This is a genomic window from Nocardia sp. 2TAF39, from assembly GCF_052114905.1.
GTDB lineage: Bacteria > Actinomycetota > Actinomycetes > Mycobacteriales > Mycobacteriaceae > Nocardia.
This window is the reverse complement of the sequence record NZ_JBFRFQ010000058.1, coordinates 1-21,476: the sequence shown is the minus strand read 5'-3', so window position 1 is coordinate 21,476 and position 21,476 is coordinate 1. Positions and strand designations below refer to the sequence as shown.

8 protein-coding genes are annotated in these 21,476 nt (G+C 69.5%); all 8 read right to left on the bottom strand.

Features of this window, described 5'->3' with window-relative positions:
- Nucleotides 1–76 precede the first annotated feature (76 nt).
- Nucleotides 77–1,069 carry an ATP-binding cassette domain-containing protein gene (locus tag AB4Z47_RS27180; RefSeq protein ID WP_441954933.1) on the bottom strand — a complete coding sequence of 331 codons (993 nt, stop codon included), beginning with the start codon at nt 1,067–1,069 and terminating at the stop codon, nt 77–79.
- Complete coding sequence (locus AB4Z47_RS27175; protein ID WP_441954931.1) at nt 1,066–14,727, bottom strand: amino acid adenylation domain-containing protein; 13,662 nt, start codon at nt 14,725–14,727, stop codon at nt 1,066–1,068. Before AB4Z47_RS27175 ends, AB4Z47_RS27180 begins: the two co-directional genes overlap by 4 nt.
- A gap of 351 nt (nt 14,728–15,078) precedes the next feature.
- Nucleotides 15,079–16,815: an apolipoprotein N-acyltransferase gene (gene lnt / locus AB4Z47_RS27170; RefSeq protein ID WP_441954929.1), complete on the bottom strand. Its 1,737-nt coding sequence runs from the start codon at nt 16,813–16,815 to the stop codon at nt 15,079–15,081.
- Nucleotides 16,805–18,403 carry an amidohydrolase gene (locus AB4Z47_RS27165; RefSeq protein WP_441954927.1) on the bottom strand — a complete coding sequence of 533 codons (1,599 nt, stop codon included), beginning with the start codon at nt 18,401–18,403 and terminating at the stop codon, nt 16,805–16,807. Before AB4Z47_RS27165 ends, lnt begins: the two co-directional genes overlap by 11 nt.
- Nucleotides 18,404–18,451: 48 nt before the next feature.
- Complete coding sequence (locus AB4Z47_RS27160; protein ID WP_441954925.1) at nt 18,452–18,697, bottom strand: hypothetical protein; 246 nt, start codon at nt 18,695–18,697, stop codon at nt 18,452–18,454.
- A gap of 59 nt (nt 18,698–18,756) precedes the next feature.
- Nucleotides 18,757–19,239 carry an FxsA family protein gene (locus tag AB4Z47_RS27155; protein ID WP_441954923.1) on the bottom strand — a complete coding sequence of 161 codons (483 nt, stop codon included), beginning with the start codon at nt 19,237–19,239 and terminating at the stop codon, nt 18,757–18,759.
- 94 nt (nt 19,240–19,333) lie between these two features.
- Complete coding sequence (locus AB4Z47_RS27150) at nt 19,334–19,993, bottom strand: response regulator (protein ID WP_441954921.1); 660 nt, start codon at nt 19,991–19,993, stop codon at nt 19,334–19,336.
- A gap of 154 nt (nt 19,994–20,147) precedes the next feature.
- Complete coding sequence (locus AB4Z47_RS27145) at nt 20,148–21,320, bottom strand: sensor histidine kinase (protein WP_441954919.1); 1,173 nt, start codon at nt 21,318–21,320, stop codon at nt 20,148–20,150.
- Nucleotides 21,321–21,476: the final 156 nt, after the last annotated feature.

Below are 21,476 nucleotides of genomic sequence, written 5' to 3'. Positions count from 1 at the left end.
CCCGAGTCCGGTAGCGCCGCAGCCGTTTTCGACCCCACCCCCACCAGTGGGGGTTCTTCCCCGACCGCTGCCGTACTCACGACATGATCTCCTCTTGAACGTCGTCGATTTCCGGCTCCGCGACAGGCTCGCTGCCCGTTTTGCCGGTGAGGGAAAGGAATACGTCGTCGAGGCTGGGCCGATGCACGCTCGCGTCGACCACGCAGACACCTGCGTCGTCGAGCCTACGTAGCGCCTCGACCATGGTGCGTGAGCCGTCCCCGACCACCACCGACACCTCGTCGCCGCCCCCCTCGTGCGTCGGTTCGCCGACGCCGACCTGCGCCAGCACCGCGAGCGCGGACTTGGCGTCCTGGCCCGCGGCCAGCACGACGGTGAGACGATCACCACCGATGGAGGTCTTCAGCTCGTCGGCCGAGCCGCGGGCGATGACCCGGCCGTGGTCGATGACCGTGATCCGGTCGGCGAGCAGATCGGCCTCTTCCAGGTACTGGGTGGTGAGCAGCACCGTGGTGCCGTCGTCGACCAGATCACCGATGACGCGCCACATATCGAGCCGGCCGCGCGGGTCCAGACCGGTCGTCGGCTCGTCCAGCACCACAACGGCGGGCCTGGCGACCAGCGCACCCGCGAGGTCGAGCCGACGCGCCATACCGCCGGAGTAGGTGCCCGCCCTGCGGTGTGCGGCATGGTCGAGCCCGAGCACGCCGAGCAGTTCGGCCGCCCTGGCCGCCGCCTGCCGGGACGACATCCCGTACAACCGGGCCACCATACGCAGGTTCTCGTATCCGGACAGGTTGGCGTCTACGGCGGCGTACTGGCCGGACAGGCCGATCCGCCGCCGTGCCGCCGCGGGATCACGCAGCACATCGATGCCTGCCACCCGCACCGATCCGGCGCACGGCTTCAACAGCGTCGTCACGATTCTGACCGTCGTCGTCTTGCCCGCGCCGTTGGGGCCGAGCAGGCCCATCACCGTTCCGGTGGGGATCTGCAGGTCGATCTCGTCCAGTACGCGGACCCGGCCGTAGTTCTTGACCAGACCGCTCAACTCCACCGCCAAGCTCACCTGTGCGTCTCCTTCGTTTCCAGCCGCGCCCGCAGCACCGACCCGATGACCGCCAGCGCATCCGGCGTCGTCATCGCGGAGTGCCTGCAACGCAACTCGTGATCGTGGATGTCACCGGTGACGAACGGTCCCCAGGAGCCTGCACGCCGGTCCGGGTCGGCCCGGTTGATCTCGTCGTCGCCCGCGGTGAAAAACAGCAGATCGCCATCGAAGACGCGGGGCCGGAACCCGTGCGCCAGCACGGCGCCGTTGGCGTACCCGGCGTAAAGCCGCTCGAGATGCTCGATGGTGAGCGCCGCGAACGGTCCGGACCGAGACCGCAGCAGCTCGGCCGCGTCGCGCAGCGTCATCGTAGGATCGATTTCCACGCTGCCGAGTTCGTCGCTGCCGAACTCGCCGATGATCTCGGCGACGCTCGGGATCGCATGCTCTAGCCATTCGTCGGAGAGCTGGTAGCTGTCCATCATGGACAGGAGCGCGACCTCGTCACCCGCCTCCTGCAGCTGCACCGCCACCTCGTGTGCGATCAAGCCGCCGAGCGACCAGCCCAGCAGGTGGTAGGGCCCCTGCGGCTGGATCGCCTTGATATCGGCCACGTAGTGGCCCGCGGCCTCGGCGATCGAGTCGTAGTCGTCCTCCCCCGCGACGTGCGGGGCCTGCAGCCCGTACAACGGGCGGTCCGGCGCGAGGTGCGCGAGCAGCCCCGAGTAGCACCAGGCCAGACCGATCGCCGGGTGGATGCAGAACAACGGCGCCTGGCTTGCCGCCGTGCTCGGCCGGATCGGCAGTACCGGCTCCAGCGCGGCGGCCATCGCCGCGCCCGAGGAGGCACCCCCGCCATCCAGCTGCGCCGCGACGGCCGCAGGGGTCGCCTCGCCGAACATCAGCTGCATCGGCAGGTCGATGCCTGATTCCCGCACGTGCGCAATGACTTTCGTGGCCAGCAGCGAGTTGCCGCCGAGCTCGAAGAACCCGTCGTCCGCACCCACCGAATCCACGCCGAGCACCGCGGCGAAGGCCGCGCACAGCGCCGCCTCGGTCGGGGTGGATGGCGCGCGGTAGCCCTCGGTGGCGGTGAACACCGGCTCCGGCAGCGCCTTGCGGTCCAGCTTGCCCACCGGGTTCAGCGGCACCTCGTCGAGCAACATGATGGACTGGGGGACCATGTAGTTCGGCACCAGTCCGGCGAGGTGACCGGTCAGCTCGGCCACGGTGAGGGTGACACCTGCCCGCGCCTTCACATACGACACCAGCGCCGTCGTGCCCGCCGGGGTGCGGTGCCCGATGGTGGTGGAGAACGCCACCCCACCATGGCGCGCAAGCGCGGCGTCGACCTCGCCGAGCTCGATGCGGAAGCCGCGGATCTTGACCTGGTGGTCGGTGCGGCCGACGTACTCGATCTCGCGTGCCGAACCCGCCCAGCGGCCCGCGGACTGCCCGTTGTTCCGCGATCCGGACCACCACCGCACCAGATCGCCGGTACGGTACATCCGATCCCCCGGCTTCCCGAACGGATTCGCGACGAACCGCTGTGCGGTCAGCCCCGGCCGGTTCAGATAACCGCGGGCCAGCGCGCCGCCGGCCAGGTAGAGCTCGCCGGTCACGCCGACCGGAGCGGGATGCAGGCGTGCGTCGAGGATGGTCGCGTTGACACCGCGGATGGGGCCGCCGATGGTGATCGGCCCGTCCGGCGCCATCGGCTGCGAAATCACCGTGACGATGGTGGTCTCGGTCGGGCCGTACACGTTGTACAAGTTGCGGTTCGGCGCCCACCTGGTCACCAGGTCCGGCGGCAGCGCCTCGCCGCCGACCAGCACGTGCCGCAACTCGGTGACCCCGGTCGGATCGACCGTGCCGAGGGCGGAGGTCGTGATGAACGCGTGCGTGATCCGCTCCTCCATGAACACCCGGCGGAGCTCATCGCCACCGACCACGCCGGCGGGCGTGATCACCAGGGTCGCCGCGCCACCGAGGGCCAGCAGCAGATCCAGCATCGCCCCGTCGAAGCTCGGCGTCGCGAAGTGCAGCACGCGGCATCCTGGCCGGATGTCGAACCGGTTCGCGGTCTCGGCCGCGAAGTTGGACAACCCGCCGTGGGTGACCACGACGCCCTTCGGCGTGCCGGTCGAACCGGAGGTGTAGATCACGTACGCCGGGTTGTGGATGCGCAGCGGCACGATCCGCTCCGACTCGGCGATCGGCGCGTCCGACGAGTCGAGCACGAGCCTGCGGAACGCTGGATCGTCCAGGACGATCCACTCTGCGCCCTCGGGCAGCTCGTCGCGATACTCGTCCAGCGTGATGCCCAGCGTCGCGCCGGAATCCGAGAGCATGTGCGCGATGCGCTGCGCGGGGTACAGCGGGTCCACCGGCACGAACGCGGCACCGGCCTTGGCCACTCCAAGCACCGTCGCCACCGCCTCGATCGATCGCGGAATACCCAGCGCCACCAGCGTTTCCGGACCGACGCCGCGCCCGATGAGCACCCGGGCCAGCCGGTTGGTCCACCGATCCAGCGCGTCGTAGGTCACCTGCGTGCCGGCGGAGACCAGCGCGACCGTGGTGCGGTCGGCGTTCACCGCCCGCTCGAACACCTGGGGGAAGGTCACCGGACGATCGGGCTCCGCACCCCGCACCGGGGCCAGCCCCGACCATTCGGCGGGATCGAGCAGTTCCAAGTCGCCGACCGCGGTGGTCGGGTTCGTGGCGACCGCGGCCAGTAGCCTGGACAGCCGCTTGCCGAGCAGCTCGGCGGTCGGCTCGTCGAACAGGTCCGCCGCGTAGTTCACCGCGAGGCGGATGCCCGCCGGATCCCGTTCCGGTGTCCGCGATTCGGTCAGCGTGAACTGGAGATCGAACTTGGCGATGCCGATCTCCACGTCGGCCGCCTCGATCCGCAACCCGGGCAGGTCGAGCGCGCCCACCGGTTCGTTGCGCACCGAGAGCATCACCTGGAACATCGGGTGGTGCGCCKGGGACCGCGTCGGGTTGAACACCTCGACGAGGCGCTCGAACGGCAAATCCGAATTGGCGAACGCGTCCAGATCGGTGTCGCGCACGGTATGCAGCAGGTCGGCGAACCGGGCAGCCGGGTCGATCCGGGTGCGCAGGACAAGCGTGTTGACGAACATGCCGACCATCCGGTCCAGCGCCGGGTGGCCGCGACCGGCGATCGCGGTGCCGACAGCGATGTCGTCGGTCGCGGTGAGTCGGTGCAGCAACACCGCGAGTGCGGCGTGCAGCACCATGAACATGCTGACGTTGTTGCTGGTGGCGACCGTCTCCAGTTCCCGGTGGGTCACCGCGTCTACCGTGCATTCCACGGTGCCGCCCCGGTAGGACGGCGTGGGCGGGCGCGGCCGGTCGGCGGGCACGGTGAGCAGCTCGGGGATGCCGCCCAGGGTCCTCCGCCAGTAGGCGAGCTGACCGCTCACCGCCGAGTCCGGGTCGTCCTCGGTGCCGAGCAGGTCCTGCTGCCACAGCGTGTAGTCGGCGTACTGGATCTCGGGCTCGGCCCAGCCAGGGGCCGTGCCGGCGCGGGCTGCGCGGTAGGCGACGGCCACGTCGGCGGCCAGCGGCTCGAGTGACCAGCCGTCCATCGCGATGTGGTGTACCACCAACACGAGCACGTGCTCGTCGGTCGGGTCCGTCACCCCGCTATCGCGGTCGGGCGACACCGAGATCAGCGCGGCGCGGATCGGGACGGTGGTGGCCAAGTCGAATCCCGGTGCGGCGAAACTCCGTACCGCGTCGTCGACCTGGTCCGGCGTCATCGTCGCGACGAACAGGGTGATCGCGGCTTCGGCCGGCCCGAGGACGACCTGGGCGGGCGAACCGTCGGTCTCGGGGAACACCGTCCGCAGTGTCTCGTGTCTAGCCTGCACCGAGTGCAGCGCGGCGACCAGCGCGTCGACGTCGAGCTCGCCCTTCATCCGCAACACGACCGGGATGTTGTACGCGCCCGCCGACTGATCCGTCGCGCCGACATTGAACCGGTTCAGGAACCACAGCCGCTGCTGCGCGGGCGACAGCGGAATCCGCTCCGGACGGGCCCGGCGCACCAGCGCAGGGCGATCCTCGGCGCCGGTGGCGCGCGCGTCCAGCAGCTCGGCGAGCGCGGCAACCGTCGGCGTCGCGAATACCGTGCGCACCTCGAGTCGGACGCTCGTCGCCGCGGCGAGCCGGGCGACGAGTTGGGTTGCCAGCAGCGAGTTTCCGCCGATGTCGAAGAAGCTGTCCTCGGCGCGCAGTCGGGCAGCGCCGACCAGCTCACCCATCACCTCGGCAACCAGCCGCTCGGAGTCGGTACTCGGCTCGCGGCCTTCGGAATCGGAGGTGAACCGCGGTTCCGGCAGCGCCTTCGTGTCCAGCTTGCCGACCGGGGTGAGCGGAATGGAGTCCAGCACGGTGATGCTCGCGGGCACCATGTGCGCGGGCAGGCGGCGGGCAACCGCGGCACGCACCGCCTCGACGTCTACTCCGGCCTGCTGGTCGGCGGCCTGGATGTAGGCGAGGATCCGGTCCGCGCCCGCGATGCGGCGGAACTCGGTGTGCGCGAACCGCACGTCCGGGTGGTCGCCGAGCACAGTGGTGATCTCGCCGAGCTCGATGCGGAAGCCGCGCATCTTCACCTGGTTGTCCACGCGGCCGAGGTAGACGATGTCGCCCGCCGCGTTCCACCGCACCACGTCGCCGGTCCGGTAGATCCTGGCACCTGCCGGGCCGTACGGGTCGGCCACGAAACGCGCGGCAGTGAGCCCGAACCGGTCGAAGTAGCCGCGCGCTAGTGCCTGGCCGCCGAGGTACAGCTCGCCGGGCACGCCGACCGGTACCGGGCGCAACCGCTCGTCCAGCACGAGCGCGCTGGTGCCGCGCACCAGGCTGCCGATGGTGATCGGCTCGCCGGCCCGCATCGGCTCCGACATCGTGATGACGACCGTAGTCTCGGTCGGACCGTAGACGTTGAGCATCATCCGGCCGGGCGCCCAGCGCGCCACCAGACCCGGGGACAGTGCCTCGCCGCCGACCATCAGCGCACGTACGTGCGGCAGCGGCCAACGTTCGTGGTCGATGGTCGCCAACGCGGCCGTGGTCATGAAACCGTGGCTGACCCTCTCGCGTTCCATCAGCGCGGCCAGCTCGTCGCCGCCGTAGAAGTCCGGCGGGCAGATCACCATCGCCGCACCGGCGCCCAATGCGATCAGCAGATCCAACACCGCCGCGTCGAAGCTCGGCGTGGCGAAGTGCAGCGTCCGGGAATGCTCGTCGACCCCCAGTCGGTCCCTGATCTCGTCGGCGAGGTTCGACAGACCACAGTGGGTCACCGCGACGCCCTTCGGCGTGCCGGTGGACCCTGAGGTGTAGATGAGGTAGGCCAAGTCGGCCGGTTGGATGCTGCGCGGTCGCTCGAGGTCGTCGATCGGAACGTCCTCGTGCCTGTCCAGTTCGGCGACGAAGCCGGGATCGTCCAGCAGCAGCCATTCGGTGTCCCGCGCCGAGGCCGCGCGCAACCGCTCGGCGTGGGCGGCGACCGTGACGCCGACCGAGCAGCCCGAGTCGGTGAGCATGTGCTGGATGCGCTCGACCGGGTATTTCGGGTCGACCGGCACGAACGCGGCGCCCGACTTGGCCGCGCCGATCATCGTGACGACCGAGTCGTTCGAGCGGCTGAGCCCCAGCGCCACCCGCTTCCCCGGACCGAGCCCGCGCGCGATCAGGGCACGCGCCACCTGGCTCGAGCGTCGATCGACCTCGGCATAGGTGAGCGATGTGGCGCCCGCGCACAGCGCGGTGTGCTGCGGATATCGCTGCGCGGTTGCGGTGAAGTAGGCGGCCAGCGTAGCCGGCGGGCCGGCCTGGCCACCCACCGCCGGGGTGAACATGCGACGCTCGTGCTGGGTGCGAGCGTCGATGTCGCGCACCAGGATTCGCGGATCGGTGGTGACAGCGGCGAGCACTCGCAGGAACCGGTCGGCCAGTGTCTCGATCGTCATTGCGTCGAAAAGCTCTGTGGTGTATACGAATTCGAAGATATTGTCCGGTTCGCCGGTGCCCGCGTCGAAGCCGGTGTTCGCGACGCGCAGTTCCAAGTCGAACTTCGCCAGCGCGATGTCCACGGCCTCCGCACGCAGCGCGAGTCCGGGCAGCTCCAGCGTCGGAACCGGGACATCCGGCACACTCAGCGCCACCTGGAACAGCGGATGACGGCCGGACGATCGGGCGTCGCCGCCGAGCTCCTCCACGACTCGTTCGAATGGCACGTCGGAGTGCGCCATCGCGGCCAGCTCGGTGTCCCGGTCGGCGCGCAGCAGAGCGGCGAACGTCCGGTCCGGGTCCACGTCGGAGCGCAGCACCAACGTGTTCACGAACATGCCGACCAGCTCATCGAGCTTGGTGTCGGTGCGACCCGCGACCGGGGTGCCGATCACGATGTCGCGCCCGCCGGTGACGCTGCGCAGCAGCACCGCGAGCGCCGAGCGCAGCACCATGAACATGCTGACGCCCTGTTCCCTGGCCAGCGCGGCGAGGGCACGCTGCATCGGTTCGGGCACCATGAAGCGCACAGTCCCGGCCTGCTGTGTCGGATCGGAGGGCCGCGGCCGGTCGTAGGGCAGCGGCAGTTCCTCGGGCAGCTCCGCCAGGGCGCTCCGCCAGTACTCCAACTGGGTGGCCGCGACGCTGTCCGGATCGCTCTCCTCGCCCAGGCAGGAGCGCTGCCACAGCCCGAAGTCCACGTACTGCACCGGAAGTGGTGTCCACGACGGTGGATTCCCCTCGTGCCGTGCCACATACGCGGCCGCCAGATCCCGGGTCAGCGGCCCGAGCGACCACCCGTCCGCGGCGATGTGGTGCACCACTATGCCGAGCAGGTAGCGCTCGGACGAAGTGCGTAGCAACGACATGCGTAACGGCGTCTGCTTCGTGAGGTCGAAACCGGTGTGCGCCAACGCCTGCAGAGCGGCCTTCGCCTCGGCGTCGTCGATGTCGACCGGCACGACGTCCGGCATCGCCCGCTGCACCGGAAGCACCACCTGCTGGGCGCCGTCGACGTCCTCCGGGAATACGGTGCGCAGAACTTCGTGCCGCTCAACCAGGTCGGCGAGCGCGGCCCGCAGCGCGGGCACGTCCAAGTCGCCGGCGATGCGGATCACGAAAGCGATGTTGTATGCACTCGATTCGGGCGCATATCGGTTGAGGAACCACAGTCGCTGCTGTGGCAGAGACAATGGAATACGTCCCGGACGCGGCGTCTGCACAGCCAGCGCCGGCCGCTGCGTCCGGGGCGCCTGCACCAGCTGCTCGGCGACCCCGGCGATGGTCGCCGTCTCGAAGATCGAGCGCACCGGCAGCTCGACGCCGAATTCCGCGTACAGCGCGGCGGCGAGCCGGGTGGCCAGCAGCGAGTTGCCGCCCAGGTCGAAGAAGCTGTCCTCCGCACCGGTGACCGGGCGGCCGAGGATGCCGCCGAACACGCCGGCGACGCGCAACTCGACCTCGGTCCTCGGCGCGCGGGACTGCCCGACGGCCGCGAACACCGGCTCCGGCAACGCCTTTCGGTCCAGCTTGCCCGATGGCGTAACCGGGACCTCGTCCAGCACGGTGACCGATGCCGGCACCATGTAGCCGGGCAGCCGCCGGCGCGCGGTCTCCACGATGGCCGTGGACTCGACCGTCCGGTCGGCCGTGACATATGACACGAGCCGCGGCTGGCCGTGCTCGTCGGTGTGCACCACGGTCATCGCGAACGTGACACCGGGGTGCACACGCAGCACGTGGTCGATCTCGCGCAGCTCGATACGGAACCCGCGGATCTTGATCTGGTCGTCGGCGCGGCCGAGGAAGCGCAACTGCCCCGTCGGCTCGACCACCACCAGATCGCCGGTGCGGTACATGCGCTCGCCGCGTCTGCCGTGCGGGTTGGCCAAGAACCGTTGCGCGGTCAGGCCGAAGCGGCCGTGGTAGCCGCGGGCCAGGCCGGCACCGGACAGGTACAGTTCGCCCGGCGTGCCCGGCGGTACCGGATGCAGACGGTTGTCCAGCACGAATAGCCGCATGCCGCGCACCGGCATGCCGAGCGGCACCGGACGTCCCGGCGCCATCGGACCGGTCGCGGTCGCCGCGACGGTGGCCTCGGACGGTCCGTACATATTGTGCATGCGGTGTCCGTCGGTCCAGGTCTCGACCAGCTTCTCGGAGCAGGCGTCACCACCGACGATGACCGACTGGAGTTCGTCGAGCCCCGCATTCGGCACAGTGGCCAGGGCGGCCGGCGTGACGAAGGCATGGGTCACCCGCTCCTCGCGCAGCAGCGTGGCCAGCTCGGTGCCGCCGTACATCCCTGCCGGCGCGATCACCATTGTGGCGCCCGCCGCAAAGCCGAGCAGCATCTCCAGTACCGACGCGTCGAAGCTGGGCGAGGAGAAGTGCAGCGTCCGCGCCGAATCGGAGACGCCGAACAGGTGGGTCTGCTCGCTGGCGAGCGAGGCGATGCCCGCGTGTGTGACGACCACTGCCTTCGGCGTACCGGTCGAGCCCGAGGTGTAGATGAAGTATGCCGGGTGACTCACCCGCATCGGGTAGTGCCGCTCGTCGTCGGTGATCGCACCCGTCGAGTAGTTCGTGAGTTCGTCGCCCAGTTCGTCGGAGCCGAGCACCAGCCAGTCGACGCAGGTCTTGCGGTGCTTACCCTGCGGCGCGGGCCAGGCGGGCATGGCGGCCAGGCAGTCGGCGTCGGTCAGGCCGAGCATTGCGCCGGAATCATCGATCATATGTTCGATCCGCGCACCGGGGTAGCTCGGATCGATGGGCACATAGGCCGCACCGGTTTTCGCGACCGCCCACACCGCGGTGATGGCGTCGAGTCCGCGCGGCAAGGCGATCGCGACAACCATCTCGGGGCCGGCGCCGTGCTCGATGAGGGCGCGCGCCAACTTGTTCGACCGCTCGTCGAGCTCACGGTAGGTGGTGTCGGTGCCGCGGTAGCGCACCGCCACCGCGTCCGGCAGCCGGACGGCCGTGTCGGTGAGCAGCTTGGCCAAGGTGATCGGCGCCTCGGCGGGCCCGCCCGCGATCGGCACCAGGTTCGCGGTTTCCCTGCGGTCCAGGATGGCGAGGTCGCCGACCGGCATGCCCGGTGCGGCCACGCCGCCGTTCAGAACCGCGACAAACCTGCGTGCGAACGACTCCACGGTGCGCTGGTCGAAAACGTCGGTGGCATAGCCGAATTCAGCCGACAACGGTCCGTCGGTGGCATCATCGTGCACGACCAGCTGCAGGTCGAACTTGGCGATGTCCGAGGAGATCGGCAGCACCGCGGCGCGCACACCGGGCAGGTCGATGCGCAGATCCGGCGCGCGATCATAGGACAGCATCACCTGGAACAGCGGGTGGCGGGCTGCGGTGCGCTCCGGGTTGACCACCTCGACCAGGCGCTCGAACGGCACGTCGGCATTGGCGAACGCGTTCAGATCGGTCTCGCGAACCACGTCGAGCATGCGGTCGAAGCCAGCGGCCGGGTCGACCTCGGTGCGCAACACGAGCGTGTTGACGAACATGCCGACCAGATCGTCCAACGCCGGGTCGGAGCGGCCCGCGATCGGGGTGCCGATCGCGATGTCGGTGCCTGCGCACAGTCGAGACAGCAAAGTGGCCAGTGCCGCGTGCAGCACCATGAACATGCTCACGCCGCGTGTGGCCGCGAGTTCACTTGCGGCACGGCGGATCTCGGAGGCAATGGTGAACTCGACCCGGCCGCCCACGGTGGACCTGCGCAGCGGACGCGGGCGGTCGAGCGGAAGGTCGAGCTGGTCGGGCAGTCCGGACAGTGCCGAACGCCAATAGGTCAGCTGCCGGCTGAGCGCGCTGGCGGGATCGGACTCCTCGCCGAGCAGCTCGCGTTGCCAGAGCGCGAAGTCGGCATACTGCACCGGCAGCGGCGTCCACTGCGGTGCCGTGCCGTTCGCGCGAGCGGCCACCGCCGTCATCAGATCTCTGGCCAGCGGCGCGATGGACCAGCCGTCACTGCAGATGTGGTGCAGCACGACGAGGAACACGTGCTCGTCCGGCCCGGTGCGGTACAGCGCGACCCGGATCGGGGCCTGGCTTCGCAGGTCGAAACCGTGTCCGGCGTAGTCGGTGGCCAGCGCGGCCACGTCGGCGCCGGTGGCGTCGATCGGGCCGAGGGTCAGCGGAATCTCGTCGGTCGGGTGGATCAGCTGGTAGGGCCCCTCCGGCGACTCCGGGAAGGTGGTACGCAGACTCTCGTGCCGTTCGATCACGTCGAACAGGCCGGCGCGCAGTGCCGACACATCCAGCGGACCGTCGACCCGAACGGCCAGCGGCATGTTGTACGCGGCGGCGTGCTCGGCGAACCGATTGAGGATCCACAGCCGCTGCTGTGCCTGCGACAGCGGAATCCGTTCCGGCCGCTCGGAGGGCACCAACCGCGGCGAGGACGCATCGGGGGTCTGCATGGCGAAGCGGTGGGTGAGGGCCGCGATCGTCGAGGCCTCGAACAGGTCGCGGATGGTCAGCCCGGTACCGAGAGCGGTGTTGATCCTGGCCACCGCGCGTGCGGCGACCAGCGAGTTGCCGCCGAAGTCGAAGAAGCTGTCCTCGACGCCGACCTCGTCGGCGTCGAGGACCTCCGCGAAGATTCCCACGAGGACCCGCTCCACCTCGGTGCGCGGCTCGACGATCGGCCGGAGCGGACGCGAGCCGCCGACCGGCGACGGCAGCGCCTTGCGATCGATCTTGCCGTTGGCGCTCAGTGGTAAATCGTCGAGCTCCATCAGCGCGGACGGGATCATGTACCCGGGCAGCCTGCGGCGCAGGGCGGTGAGCAGCGCGGCCGTGTCCAGACACGTCTCGCCCGCGCCGTGCTTCGCCGCGACGACGTACGCCACCAGCTCGTCGCCGGTGCGCCCGGTGTGCGCGACGCAGACTGCGCGCGCGACCCGCTCGTCGTCGAGCAGCGCCGCCTCGACTTCGCCGAGCTCGATGCGCAGACCGCGGATCTTGACCTGGAAGTCGCTGCGGCCCAAGTACTCCAGCACGCCCGGCTCTGTGCCGGAGCGGCCGAGCTGCCAGCGCGCCAGGTCGCCGGTGCGGTACATCCGCGTGCCCGGCATGAACGGGTTGGCCACGAACCGGTCCGCGGTCAGCCGCGGCTGGCCCACATAGCCACGGGCCAGCTGGACACCCGCGAGGCACAGTTCGCCGACAGCACCGGGCGGGACCGGCCGCAGCCGCGAATCGAGCACGTAAGTCTGGGTGTTCCACACCGGCGAGCCGATCGGGACATTGCTCGGGTCGTCCGGGCACGGCCAGTAGGTGACGTCGACGGCGGCCTCGGTCGGGCCGTACAGGTTGTGCAGCTCCGTTCCGCCGAGCACCGCGTGGAAGTCCCGGACGGTCGCGGCAGGCAGCGCCTCGCCGCTGCAGAACACCCTGCGCAGGCCGGTGCAGTCGTGGACATCGGTGTCGGTGACGAACACCGAGAGCATGGACGGCACGAAATGAGCTGTTGTGATGTGCTTTTCGGCGATTATCCGGGCGAGATACGTCGGATCGCGGTGCCCGTCCGGCGCGGCGATCACCAGCCGCGCGCCGATCTGCAACGGCCAGAAGAACTCCCACACCGAGACGTCGAAGGTGGCCGGCGTCTTTTGCAGTACCGCATCGGTCCGGTCGATCGGGTACTCGTGCTGCATCCAGCGCAAGCGGTTGACGATCGCGGCGTGCGCCACACCGACGCCCTTGGGTTTGCCGGTCGAGCCGGAGGTGAAGATGACGTAGGCGAGGTGGTCGGGGCGCAGCGCGCTGATGCGGTCGGCGTCCGTGACCGGCGCGCCGTCGAATTCGGACAGGTCCAGCATGTCGATGGCCAGCTGGGTAGCGACCGCGGGCAGCTCGAGCTCGTCACGGTCCGCGGTGAGCACACACAGCGGCTCGGCGTGGCGCACGATCCGCCCGATCCGATCGGCGGGGTGCTCGGGGTCCAGCGGCAGGTAGGCCGCACCCGCCTTGACGATCGCGTACATGCCGACGACGAGGTCGAGGCTGCGGCGCAGGCACAGGCCCACCGTCGTCTCCGGTCCGGCGCCGCGCGCGATGAGAAGCCGAGCCAGGCGGTTGGATCGCTCGTCGAACTCGGCATATGTGAGTACCTCGTCACCGAACTCGAGCGCGACCGCGTCAGGATCGGCGGCGGAGCGCTCGGCGAACAGGCTCGCGAGCGTACCTTCCTGCTTCGGTGCCGCGGTGGCGTTCCACTCGCGAAGTACCCGTTCGCGCTCGGCGTCGGTGATCGCGACCAGCGATTCCGCGGGCGTTTCCGGATCGACGTCCAAGAAGCGGCCCAGGAAGTCGAGGTAGCGCGCGTGGTGCACGCTGACCTCGTTCTCGCCGTACAACTGCGGGTTGGCCTCGAAGTCGACGTGGATGCGGCCACCCGCCCCGTTGTAGAGGTTGATCGACAGATCCTCGACCGGGCCGGTGGACAGCACGTTGAGCGAGCCGACCAGGCTGCCGAACCGCAACTCGTCGTGGAACAGCATGATGTTGACCATCGGCCCGAAGAATCCGCGTGCGTCCCGGGAGTAGCCGCAGTCGCGGCGGATGTCGTCGTGCCGGTAGCGCTGATGGCGCAGTGCGCCGGTGATCTGCAGCTCGACCGCCTTTACCAAGTCGCCGACCGTGGTCTCGTCGTCGAATTTCAGCCGGATAGGCACGACGTTGGACACCACGCCCGCCGAGCGGCGCAACGACACCGTGGTGCGCGCCGAGACCGGCAGGCTCAGGACGACATCCCGGTTTCCCGTGACCGACCGGACGTAGGCGCCCAGCGCCGCGACGAACAGCGCCGAGTCGGATGTTCCGTATGCGCTGGTCGCCCCCTCCACGGCGGCCTGGCATTTGTCGTCGAGTACGGCGGTCGCCAGCCGGCGGCCCGCATCGTGGGTGGCCGCGGTGACCGTGACACCGCCCAGGCTCATCGGCTCGCCGACACCTTCCAGCTGCGCGAGCCAGTACTCGCGATCGCTGCGGAACCGGCTGGAGTCGCGGTAGCGCACCTCGTCGGCGTAGATCTCCGCCAGCGGAGTCGCACGTGAAACAACCGGTTCTTTCTGGTTCTCCAGGGCGCTGTAGATCTCGGCCGTTCGGGTCAGCGCGTTCATCGCGCCGTAGCCGTCGATGACGATGTGGTGGCCGCGGGCATACCAGATGTAGTCGGCATCGCCGATCCGCAGCACGATGTTCGTGGTGAGCGGGTCGCGGTCCAGATCGATCGGCGAACTCGCGTGCTCGTTCATCCAGCGCAGCGCCGCCGCGTACGGGTCGGCCTCGGAGCGGAGGTCGATGCGGCCCCATCCCGGCCGGTGGACCGGATCGACCAGCTGATACGGAATGCCGTCGATCTCTACCAACCGGACCTGGCCGACCTGGGTCTCGGCGCCGAACCGCTCGATCGCGTACAGCAGACGCCCGGCGTCGAGATCACCGTGGATCTCGACGTACTGGGCGATGGTCAGCGGTACGTCGGGGCGGATGCGCTGCGCGTACCACAGGGCCGTCTGCGCGGGTGACAGAGCAAATGGTTGTGCCGAAAATTCGCCAGATGAACATTGGTCGACGCGATCAGTGGCCAATGAACTCATCAATCACTCCGTTCTGCCGCTATTGACGCAATCCCCGAGCACCACCACAGCAAGCGCGCCCGCGCCACCGCAGGGACGTATCCACGCCCTATGATTCGGAGCCTCACATCGGCTGGATTGCCGGCGTTTTGGATTTGTTTCACATCCAACGCCCTTGGCAGAAGGCCACTTTGGTTGGTTACATTTCTGCAAACTTCGCGATTTCACGGCATGAAGTGGAAGAAAAACCAGGCCTGACCGTAGCCTTTCGTCAGATCACCCGACCCGCCCAGCGTCCTGGCGAACGGCGCGCAACGCCATGCCGCACCCATTTTCCGGGCGGGCAGGGGCTAGAACATACCCAATGTTCGGTTAGCGCTGTGTGGGTCGGGCAGCCGACCGACCGGCGCCGGCCTCGTCGGTCGGATCAGCGTCGCGCGCAGATCTCCGCCGGGTGACAGCAACCAGCACGGCGGCAGCGGTAAGAATAGCGAACACTCGCTCCGGCGCGGGCCCAATCCGTGTCGCCAGCGTGTTGCTGGTGCGCAGCGGGAGTTCCGCGACCACGGCGGCCGGCACGAACAACGGGGTTTCCTGCCGCACGCTGCCGTCGGCGGCGATCATCGCGCTGACCCCCGACGTGGCGGCCACGACCAGCGCCCTGCCGTGCTCGACGGCACGGATGCGCGACATGGCCAGCTGCTGGTAGGTCATCTCGCTGTCACCGAAGGTCGCGTTGTTCGTCGGCACGGTGAGCAGTTGGGCACCCGCGCGCATCGCGTCCTCGAACGCCCGGTCGAAGGCCACCTCGTAGCAGGTGGCGACGCCGATGTCGACGCCGGCCGCATGCACCACGCCGTCGCCGTCGCCCGGCACGAAGTATCCCGCCCGGTCGGCGTACTCGGAGAACAGCCGGAAGAAGCCGCGCATCGGGAGGTACTCGCCGAAAGGCTGGATGATCTTCTTGTCGTGCCGCTCACCCGGGCCCGCCGCGCCGTTCCACACGATCACCGAATTGGTCGTGGTCCGATCGGAGTTCACCAGCACCGCACCGACCAGGATCGGTGCTCCGATCTGCTCGGAGGCCGAAGTGATCAGGGCGGCGGCATCGGCATTGCGGAGCGGATCGATGTCCGAGGAGTTCTCCGGCCAGATGACCACGTCGGGTTTCGGCGCACGGCCCGCCGCGACGTCCCTGGCCAGCTCCTCGGTGCGCCGGACATGGTTGTCCAGCACGGCGCGCCGCTGCTCGTTGAAGTCCAGTCCGAGCCGAGGCACACTTCCCTGGATCGCGGCGACCGTGATCGTCCGTTCGCCCTCCTCCGGGCCGGGCAGCGCAGACCTGAGTAGCAGTCCGGCGACGGGCATGATGACCAAAGCAATTGCCGCGGTGCCCACACCGAGCCGTGTGGTCGAAGCCGATGCACGGTTGGCGACCGCACCCGGCACCCCCGTCCCGGCCTCGATGACGTCGTTCGTTCGGCCCACACCACCGGACGTCCGGCTCGACCACAGCTGTCGCAACAGTGCGGCGGCCCCGGTCCCGGTCAGCGCCACCGCGAATCCCACCAGCGGCGCGCCGCCGACCACGGCCAGCGGCAGGAACCACCCGTCGGCTTGGCCGAATGCCACACGGCCCCAGGGAAATCCACCGAAGGGAAAGCTGGACCTGGCCCACTCCGCCGTCGTCCAGGCCAGCGCAACCCACAGCGGCCAGCCCGGCAGTGCGCTGACGAGCCGGGCGACCAGGCCGAATACGCCCAGGTACACCGCGCAGACGGTGGACAGCGCCAGCCACGGCAGCGGCCCGACATAGATTCCGGTCCATGGCAGTAGCGGAACGAAAAAGCCCAGACCAGAGAGGAACCCGTAACCGAAGCCCGCCCGCAGACGTCCGTTCCCGCGCACGATAAGGGTGAGCACCGCGATGCCCAGGGGTGCGAGGAACCACCACGGCCGAGGCGGGAAGCTCCCGAACAGCAGCAGCCCGGCGAGGATCGCCACAGCCGACCGCGACAGCACCGGATACCGGCGCAGCGCGGTGGACACCGACCGCCATACCTCTGCCGCTCGCTCGCGCGGCCCCGCGCCCGACCGTTCACGCGGCATAGATCGTCGCTCCTCGGTGCACGGTGCGAAGGCAGGTCGGCAGCGGTGAATCCGAATCCAGCGGAGGCAATCCCGGGACGCGCGATCGCGGATCGGTGGACCAGCGCTGGACCGAGTCCGCGGCTGCGGCGACGACCAGCTCGGCGGCGTCCCAGACTGCGTAGGAGGCGGGAGCGCCGGGAACGAGGGTGCCCGCCACGCCGTCCCGGACTCCGCCCGCACGCCAGGCACCGCGCGTAGCCGCGGCGAAGGCGGCACGTGGGGACAGACTGTGCCCCGATGTGCGGTGGGTGGCCGCGGCGCGCACCGCCGACCACGGGTCGAGCGCGGTGACCGGGGCATCGGAGCCGATCGCCAACGCGACACCGGCGGAAGCCATGGCGGCGAAGGGGTTCAGCGTCGCGGCGCGGTCGGCGCCAAGACGCGCGGCGTACATGCCGTGCCGGCCGCCCCATGCCGCGTCGAATCCCGGTTGCACGCTGGCGATCACGCCCCAGGCAGCGAGTTTCGCCATGTGCTCGGCGTCGATCAGCTCGGCATGTTCGACCCGGTGTCCGAGGGCGGCGACGGCGGGGCCGCCGAGTTCGGCGGCGACCCGGCCGAAACCGGTGACGATCGCGTCCATGGCGGCGTCGCCGATCGCGTGGAAGCCTGCCTGGATGCCTGCGGTGGTGCAGGCGCGGACGTGGTCTGCGATGGCCTCGGCATCGAGATAGCTTCGGCCGGAACCGGACTCGTCGGCGTACGGTTCCCGCAGCCACGCAGTGTGCGAGCCGAAGGAACCGTCTACGAAGAGATCGCCGCCCAGCGCCTGCACACCGAGATCCTCGACCAGTGCACGCGCCTGCTCGGCGCTGCGCACCGCCTCGCCCCAGTACGCCCGGACCTCGACGCCGTGGTCGAACTCGAGCAGTTCGCGAACGTCGTTCCGCCCCGCGATCTCCGGGCCCGCGCACTCGTGCACCGCGACGATGCCGTGGCCTGCCGCGTGGTCCAGCGCGGCCGCGCGCGCCCGATCGCGTTGCGCCCCCGACAGACTCGCGAGGACGGCGGAGCGCACCAGATGATGGGCCGCGGCGCGCAAGGGCTCGCCGCGGGTGAACCCGTCGGTCGAGGTCAGTTCAGGCAGGGTAGCCAGCAGCGCCGAGGACGCCACGGCGGAGTGCGCGTCCACGCGCGAGAGGTAAACGTGCCGACCGGCACCCGCCGCCCCGTCGATCTCCTCGGCCGTGGGCGGCCGGCCCTCCGGCCACGTGGTCTCGTCCCAGCCGTCCCCCAGGACGGCACCCTCGGGCCGGGCGGTGGCGAACTCGTGCAGCAGCCGCAGGCAGTCCTCCAGCGAACGGGCGCCCGCCAGATCGAGGCCGGTCAGCTTCAAGCCCAACGCGGTGACGTGCACATGCGGATCGACGAACGCGGGCGCGACGAAGGCACCGTCGAGGTCGATGATCTCGGCATGCGGATGCAGCGCGCGTCCCGGTTGTTCGGCGCCCAGCCAGACCACGGTCCCGTCGGTCACCGCCATCGCGGTCGCGTCGGGTGAACTCGCACTGTAGAAACGACCGCCGATCAGCAACTGGGTACTCACGAGGCACCAGTCTGCCGTATGCCCGACTCCGAGGTTCCAGTCAGCCGCTCAGTGCAGCGGCGGGGACAGATCCTCCGGCTGGGCCAGCACCGCCATCACCTCCGCATACTTCGGCGGCGCGCCGCCTGCTCCGCTCGACACCGTGAATGCGCAGCCCGCATCCACGGCGATCAGTTCCAGCCGCAACGCCGCAGCCGTGAAACCGGAAATCGATTGTCCCGCAGCGGCCGCCGCTTGTCGTACCGCGGCGGCCAGCTCCTCGCTCACCGTGACGGTGAGTTGCTCGGTGGCCATCGCGACACGATAGCCCTTCGGGCGGCAATGCGGAACCGGTCGGCGCGGACTTCACATGCTCAGGGCCGGGTGAGCGCGCGCCGGGCGTTGCCCTGCCCGTCGTCGTACCACTGTTGCACCACCGTGCCGTCGATCACCTCGTCGCCGTCGATGACGACACCGCGGTAGGGCGCGGCGGCGGCGAGCCTGCCGAAGCGTCGCGCGGCGAACGCCGTGACCAGCGGACGCACCAGGAAACGTGTCGGAGGCAACAGCAGGAGCAGGCCGAACAGCGAGGTGACCAAGCCGGGCACGAACATCAGGAATCCGCCCGCCGCGACAAGCGCGCCATCGGCGACGGCGGTGCCCGGTGCGATCTCACCGCGACCGGCCCGCCGGAACTGCTCGAACACGCGCCGCCCCTGCGAGCCGACCAACAGCATGCCCGCGGCGGATCCGGCGATCAGCAACAGGATGGTCGGTACGACACCGAGCAACTGACCGACCGCGACCAGCGCGGCGATCTCGACGATGACATACAGCACGAACAACAGGGCAGCCATGGCGATCCTTTCGGACGATCTACCCCTGTCAACGCCCAGCGTCCGCGTTTTTCTCCCGGATCAGCCTGATAGGACGCTGAGACCCGGCCGCACGTCAGCCGCCGGGGCGCACCAACCCGGTCTCATAGGCCAGGACGACCGCCTGAACCCGGTCGCGCAGACCGAGTTTGGTGAGCACCCGGCCCACATGCGTCTTGACCGTGGCCTCCGACAGATACAGCTGCCCGGCGATCTCGGCGTTGGAGCGCCCCGCTGCGATCTGTTCGAGCACCTCACGCTCACGAGCGGTGAGCACGTCGAGCACGCCGGGGTCACGCATCCGTGCCGGATCCTCGGCGATGAGCCGTCCCAGCAGACGCTTGGTGACCTTCGGCGAGACCACCGCGTCACCGGCGGCGACGCTGCGGATAGCCGAGATGAGGTCCTCCGGCGGCGTGTCTTTCAGGAGGAATCCGCTCGCGCCCGCGCGCAGCGCACCGAGCGCGTGCTCATCCAGGTCGAAGGTCGTCATCACGAGCACCCGGCTGCCGTGCCCGGCCTCCACGATGTGCATGGTGGCGGCGACCCCGTCGACGACGGGCATCCGCACATCCATCAGCACGACATCGGGCCGCAGTTCCGCCGCCTTGGTGACAGCAGCGGCACCGTTGGCAGCCTCGCCGATCACCTCGATGTCCGGGTGCGCGCCGAGCACCATTTTCAGCCCCATACGCATCAGTTCCTGGTCATCGACAACGAGAACGGTGATCGGCACGACCCCAATCTAACGTGACCGCTTGCGCGTCCCTCTCGACCTGCGGCGCTTCGAACCGGCCCAGGTGCCCGAACCCCGGTGTTGCCGTAGCCGGATCCTGATGGGAGGCAACGGTCTACGCACGGCCACCACATCGCCGACGACGCGACCGCGATCATTCCGTCGGGCCGGGCCGCAGCGGGATACTGGCGCGCACCCGCCAGGCGCCGTCGGAATGGCGGCCCGCGTCCAGGCTGCCGCCGAGCACGGCAACGCGTTCGCGCATCCCGACCAGGCCGAGCCCGCTGCCCTTGATCCGGTTGGCCGATTCGTGCAGCGGCAGGCCGCCGGTGTCGGTGACGTCGATCAGAACGTCGGAGTCGGTGCGGCGGACGCGAACCCACGCCTTCGGGTGCGGACCTGCGTGCCGCAGCGTGTTGGTCAGCGACTCCTGCACGATGCGATGCACGCCGAGGCTCACCTCGGGCGCGATGTCGTCGAGTTCGCCAGTCAGCTCGAGCTCCACGGCCAAGCCGGTGCCGCGCATCATCTCCACGACCTTGGCAATGCCCGCGGTGCCGTGCTGGGGCAGCTGGTCGGGCGCGTGCTCGGTGCGTAGCAGCGCCACCGTCCTGCGCAACTCCCGCAGCGCCTCGCGACCGGTGCTCGCGATGGTGGTCAGCGCCTGTTCTGCGGCGTCCGGCTCGCGGCGCAGCGCGTATTTCGCCCCGTCGGCCTGCACGATGATGACGCTCACCGCATGCGCGACCACGTCGTGCAGTTCGCGGGCGATGCGGGTGCGTTCAGCCGAGACGGCGTCGTGCGCGCGGCGCTCCTTGTCGTAGTCGGCGACCGCCAGCCGGGCGGCGACCTCGGTGTCGTAGGCGTGCCGGGCGCCGACGAATTCCGCGAGCGTCCAGCACAGCGCGAAGAACATGACCGTGAAGATGATGTCGGACCCGTCAGGTTTGGCTATCGCCGCGATCGACAGTGTGACGTCCACCACCAGTCCGAGCCCGTACCACAGCCCCTCGCGCCGCCCGACGTAGGCGACCAGCGTGTAGAGCATGATGCCCTGCGAGAACAGCGCGATGTGGTCGGCTCGGTCGGCGGAAAGGTAGCCGACCAGCGACGTGGCCATCGACAGCGCGAGCGTGCAGACCGCCATGGCCCTCGGGTACACCCGGCGCAACACCACCGGCAGCGGAAGCAGCACACCGATGGCGAGATAGGCGATCTTGTTGTGCGCGTTGCCGACACCGAGGATCTCGAGCAGCAGGAGCATCGCCGCCAGCACCGAATCGGCAATGACGGGTTTGCCGCGAAGCCACAGACTGAACCGACGCACGAGCTCAGCCTAGATGAGTTATTCCAAGGGGTTGGCGTGTATGGCGGGCCGGTCGCCCGTGTTGGTGGGTGACGGGTTGGTTGTCTGAGTAGCTCGGCTCCTGTGACCACCTACGATTGCTGGTGTGGGGCCAGCCTGAACCTGGCCCCACATCAG

Excerpts from the sequence above, each read along its gene's own strand:
- AB4Z47_RS27155 (WP_441954923.1), bottom strand. The coding sequence starts at position 19,239 with ATGGCTGCCCTGTTGTTCGTGCTGTATGTCATCGTCGAGATCGCCGCG.
- AB4Z47_RS27160 (WP_441954925.1), bottom strand. The coding sequence starts at position 18,697 with ATGGCCACCGAGCAACTCACCGTCACGGTGAGCGAGGAGCTGGCCGCC.
- lnt (WP_441954929.1), bottom strand. The coding sequence starts at position 16,815 with ATGCCGCGTGAACGGTCGGGCGCGGGGCCGCGCGAGCGAGCGGCAGAG.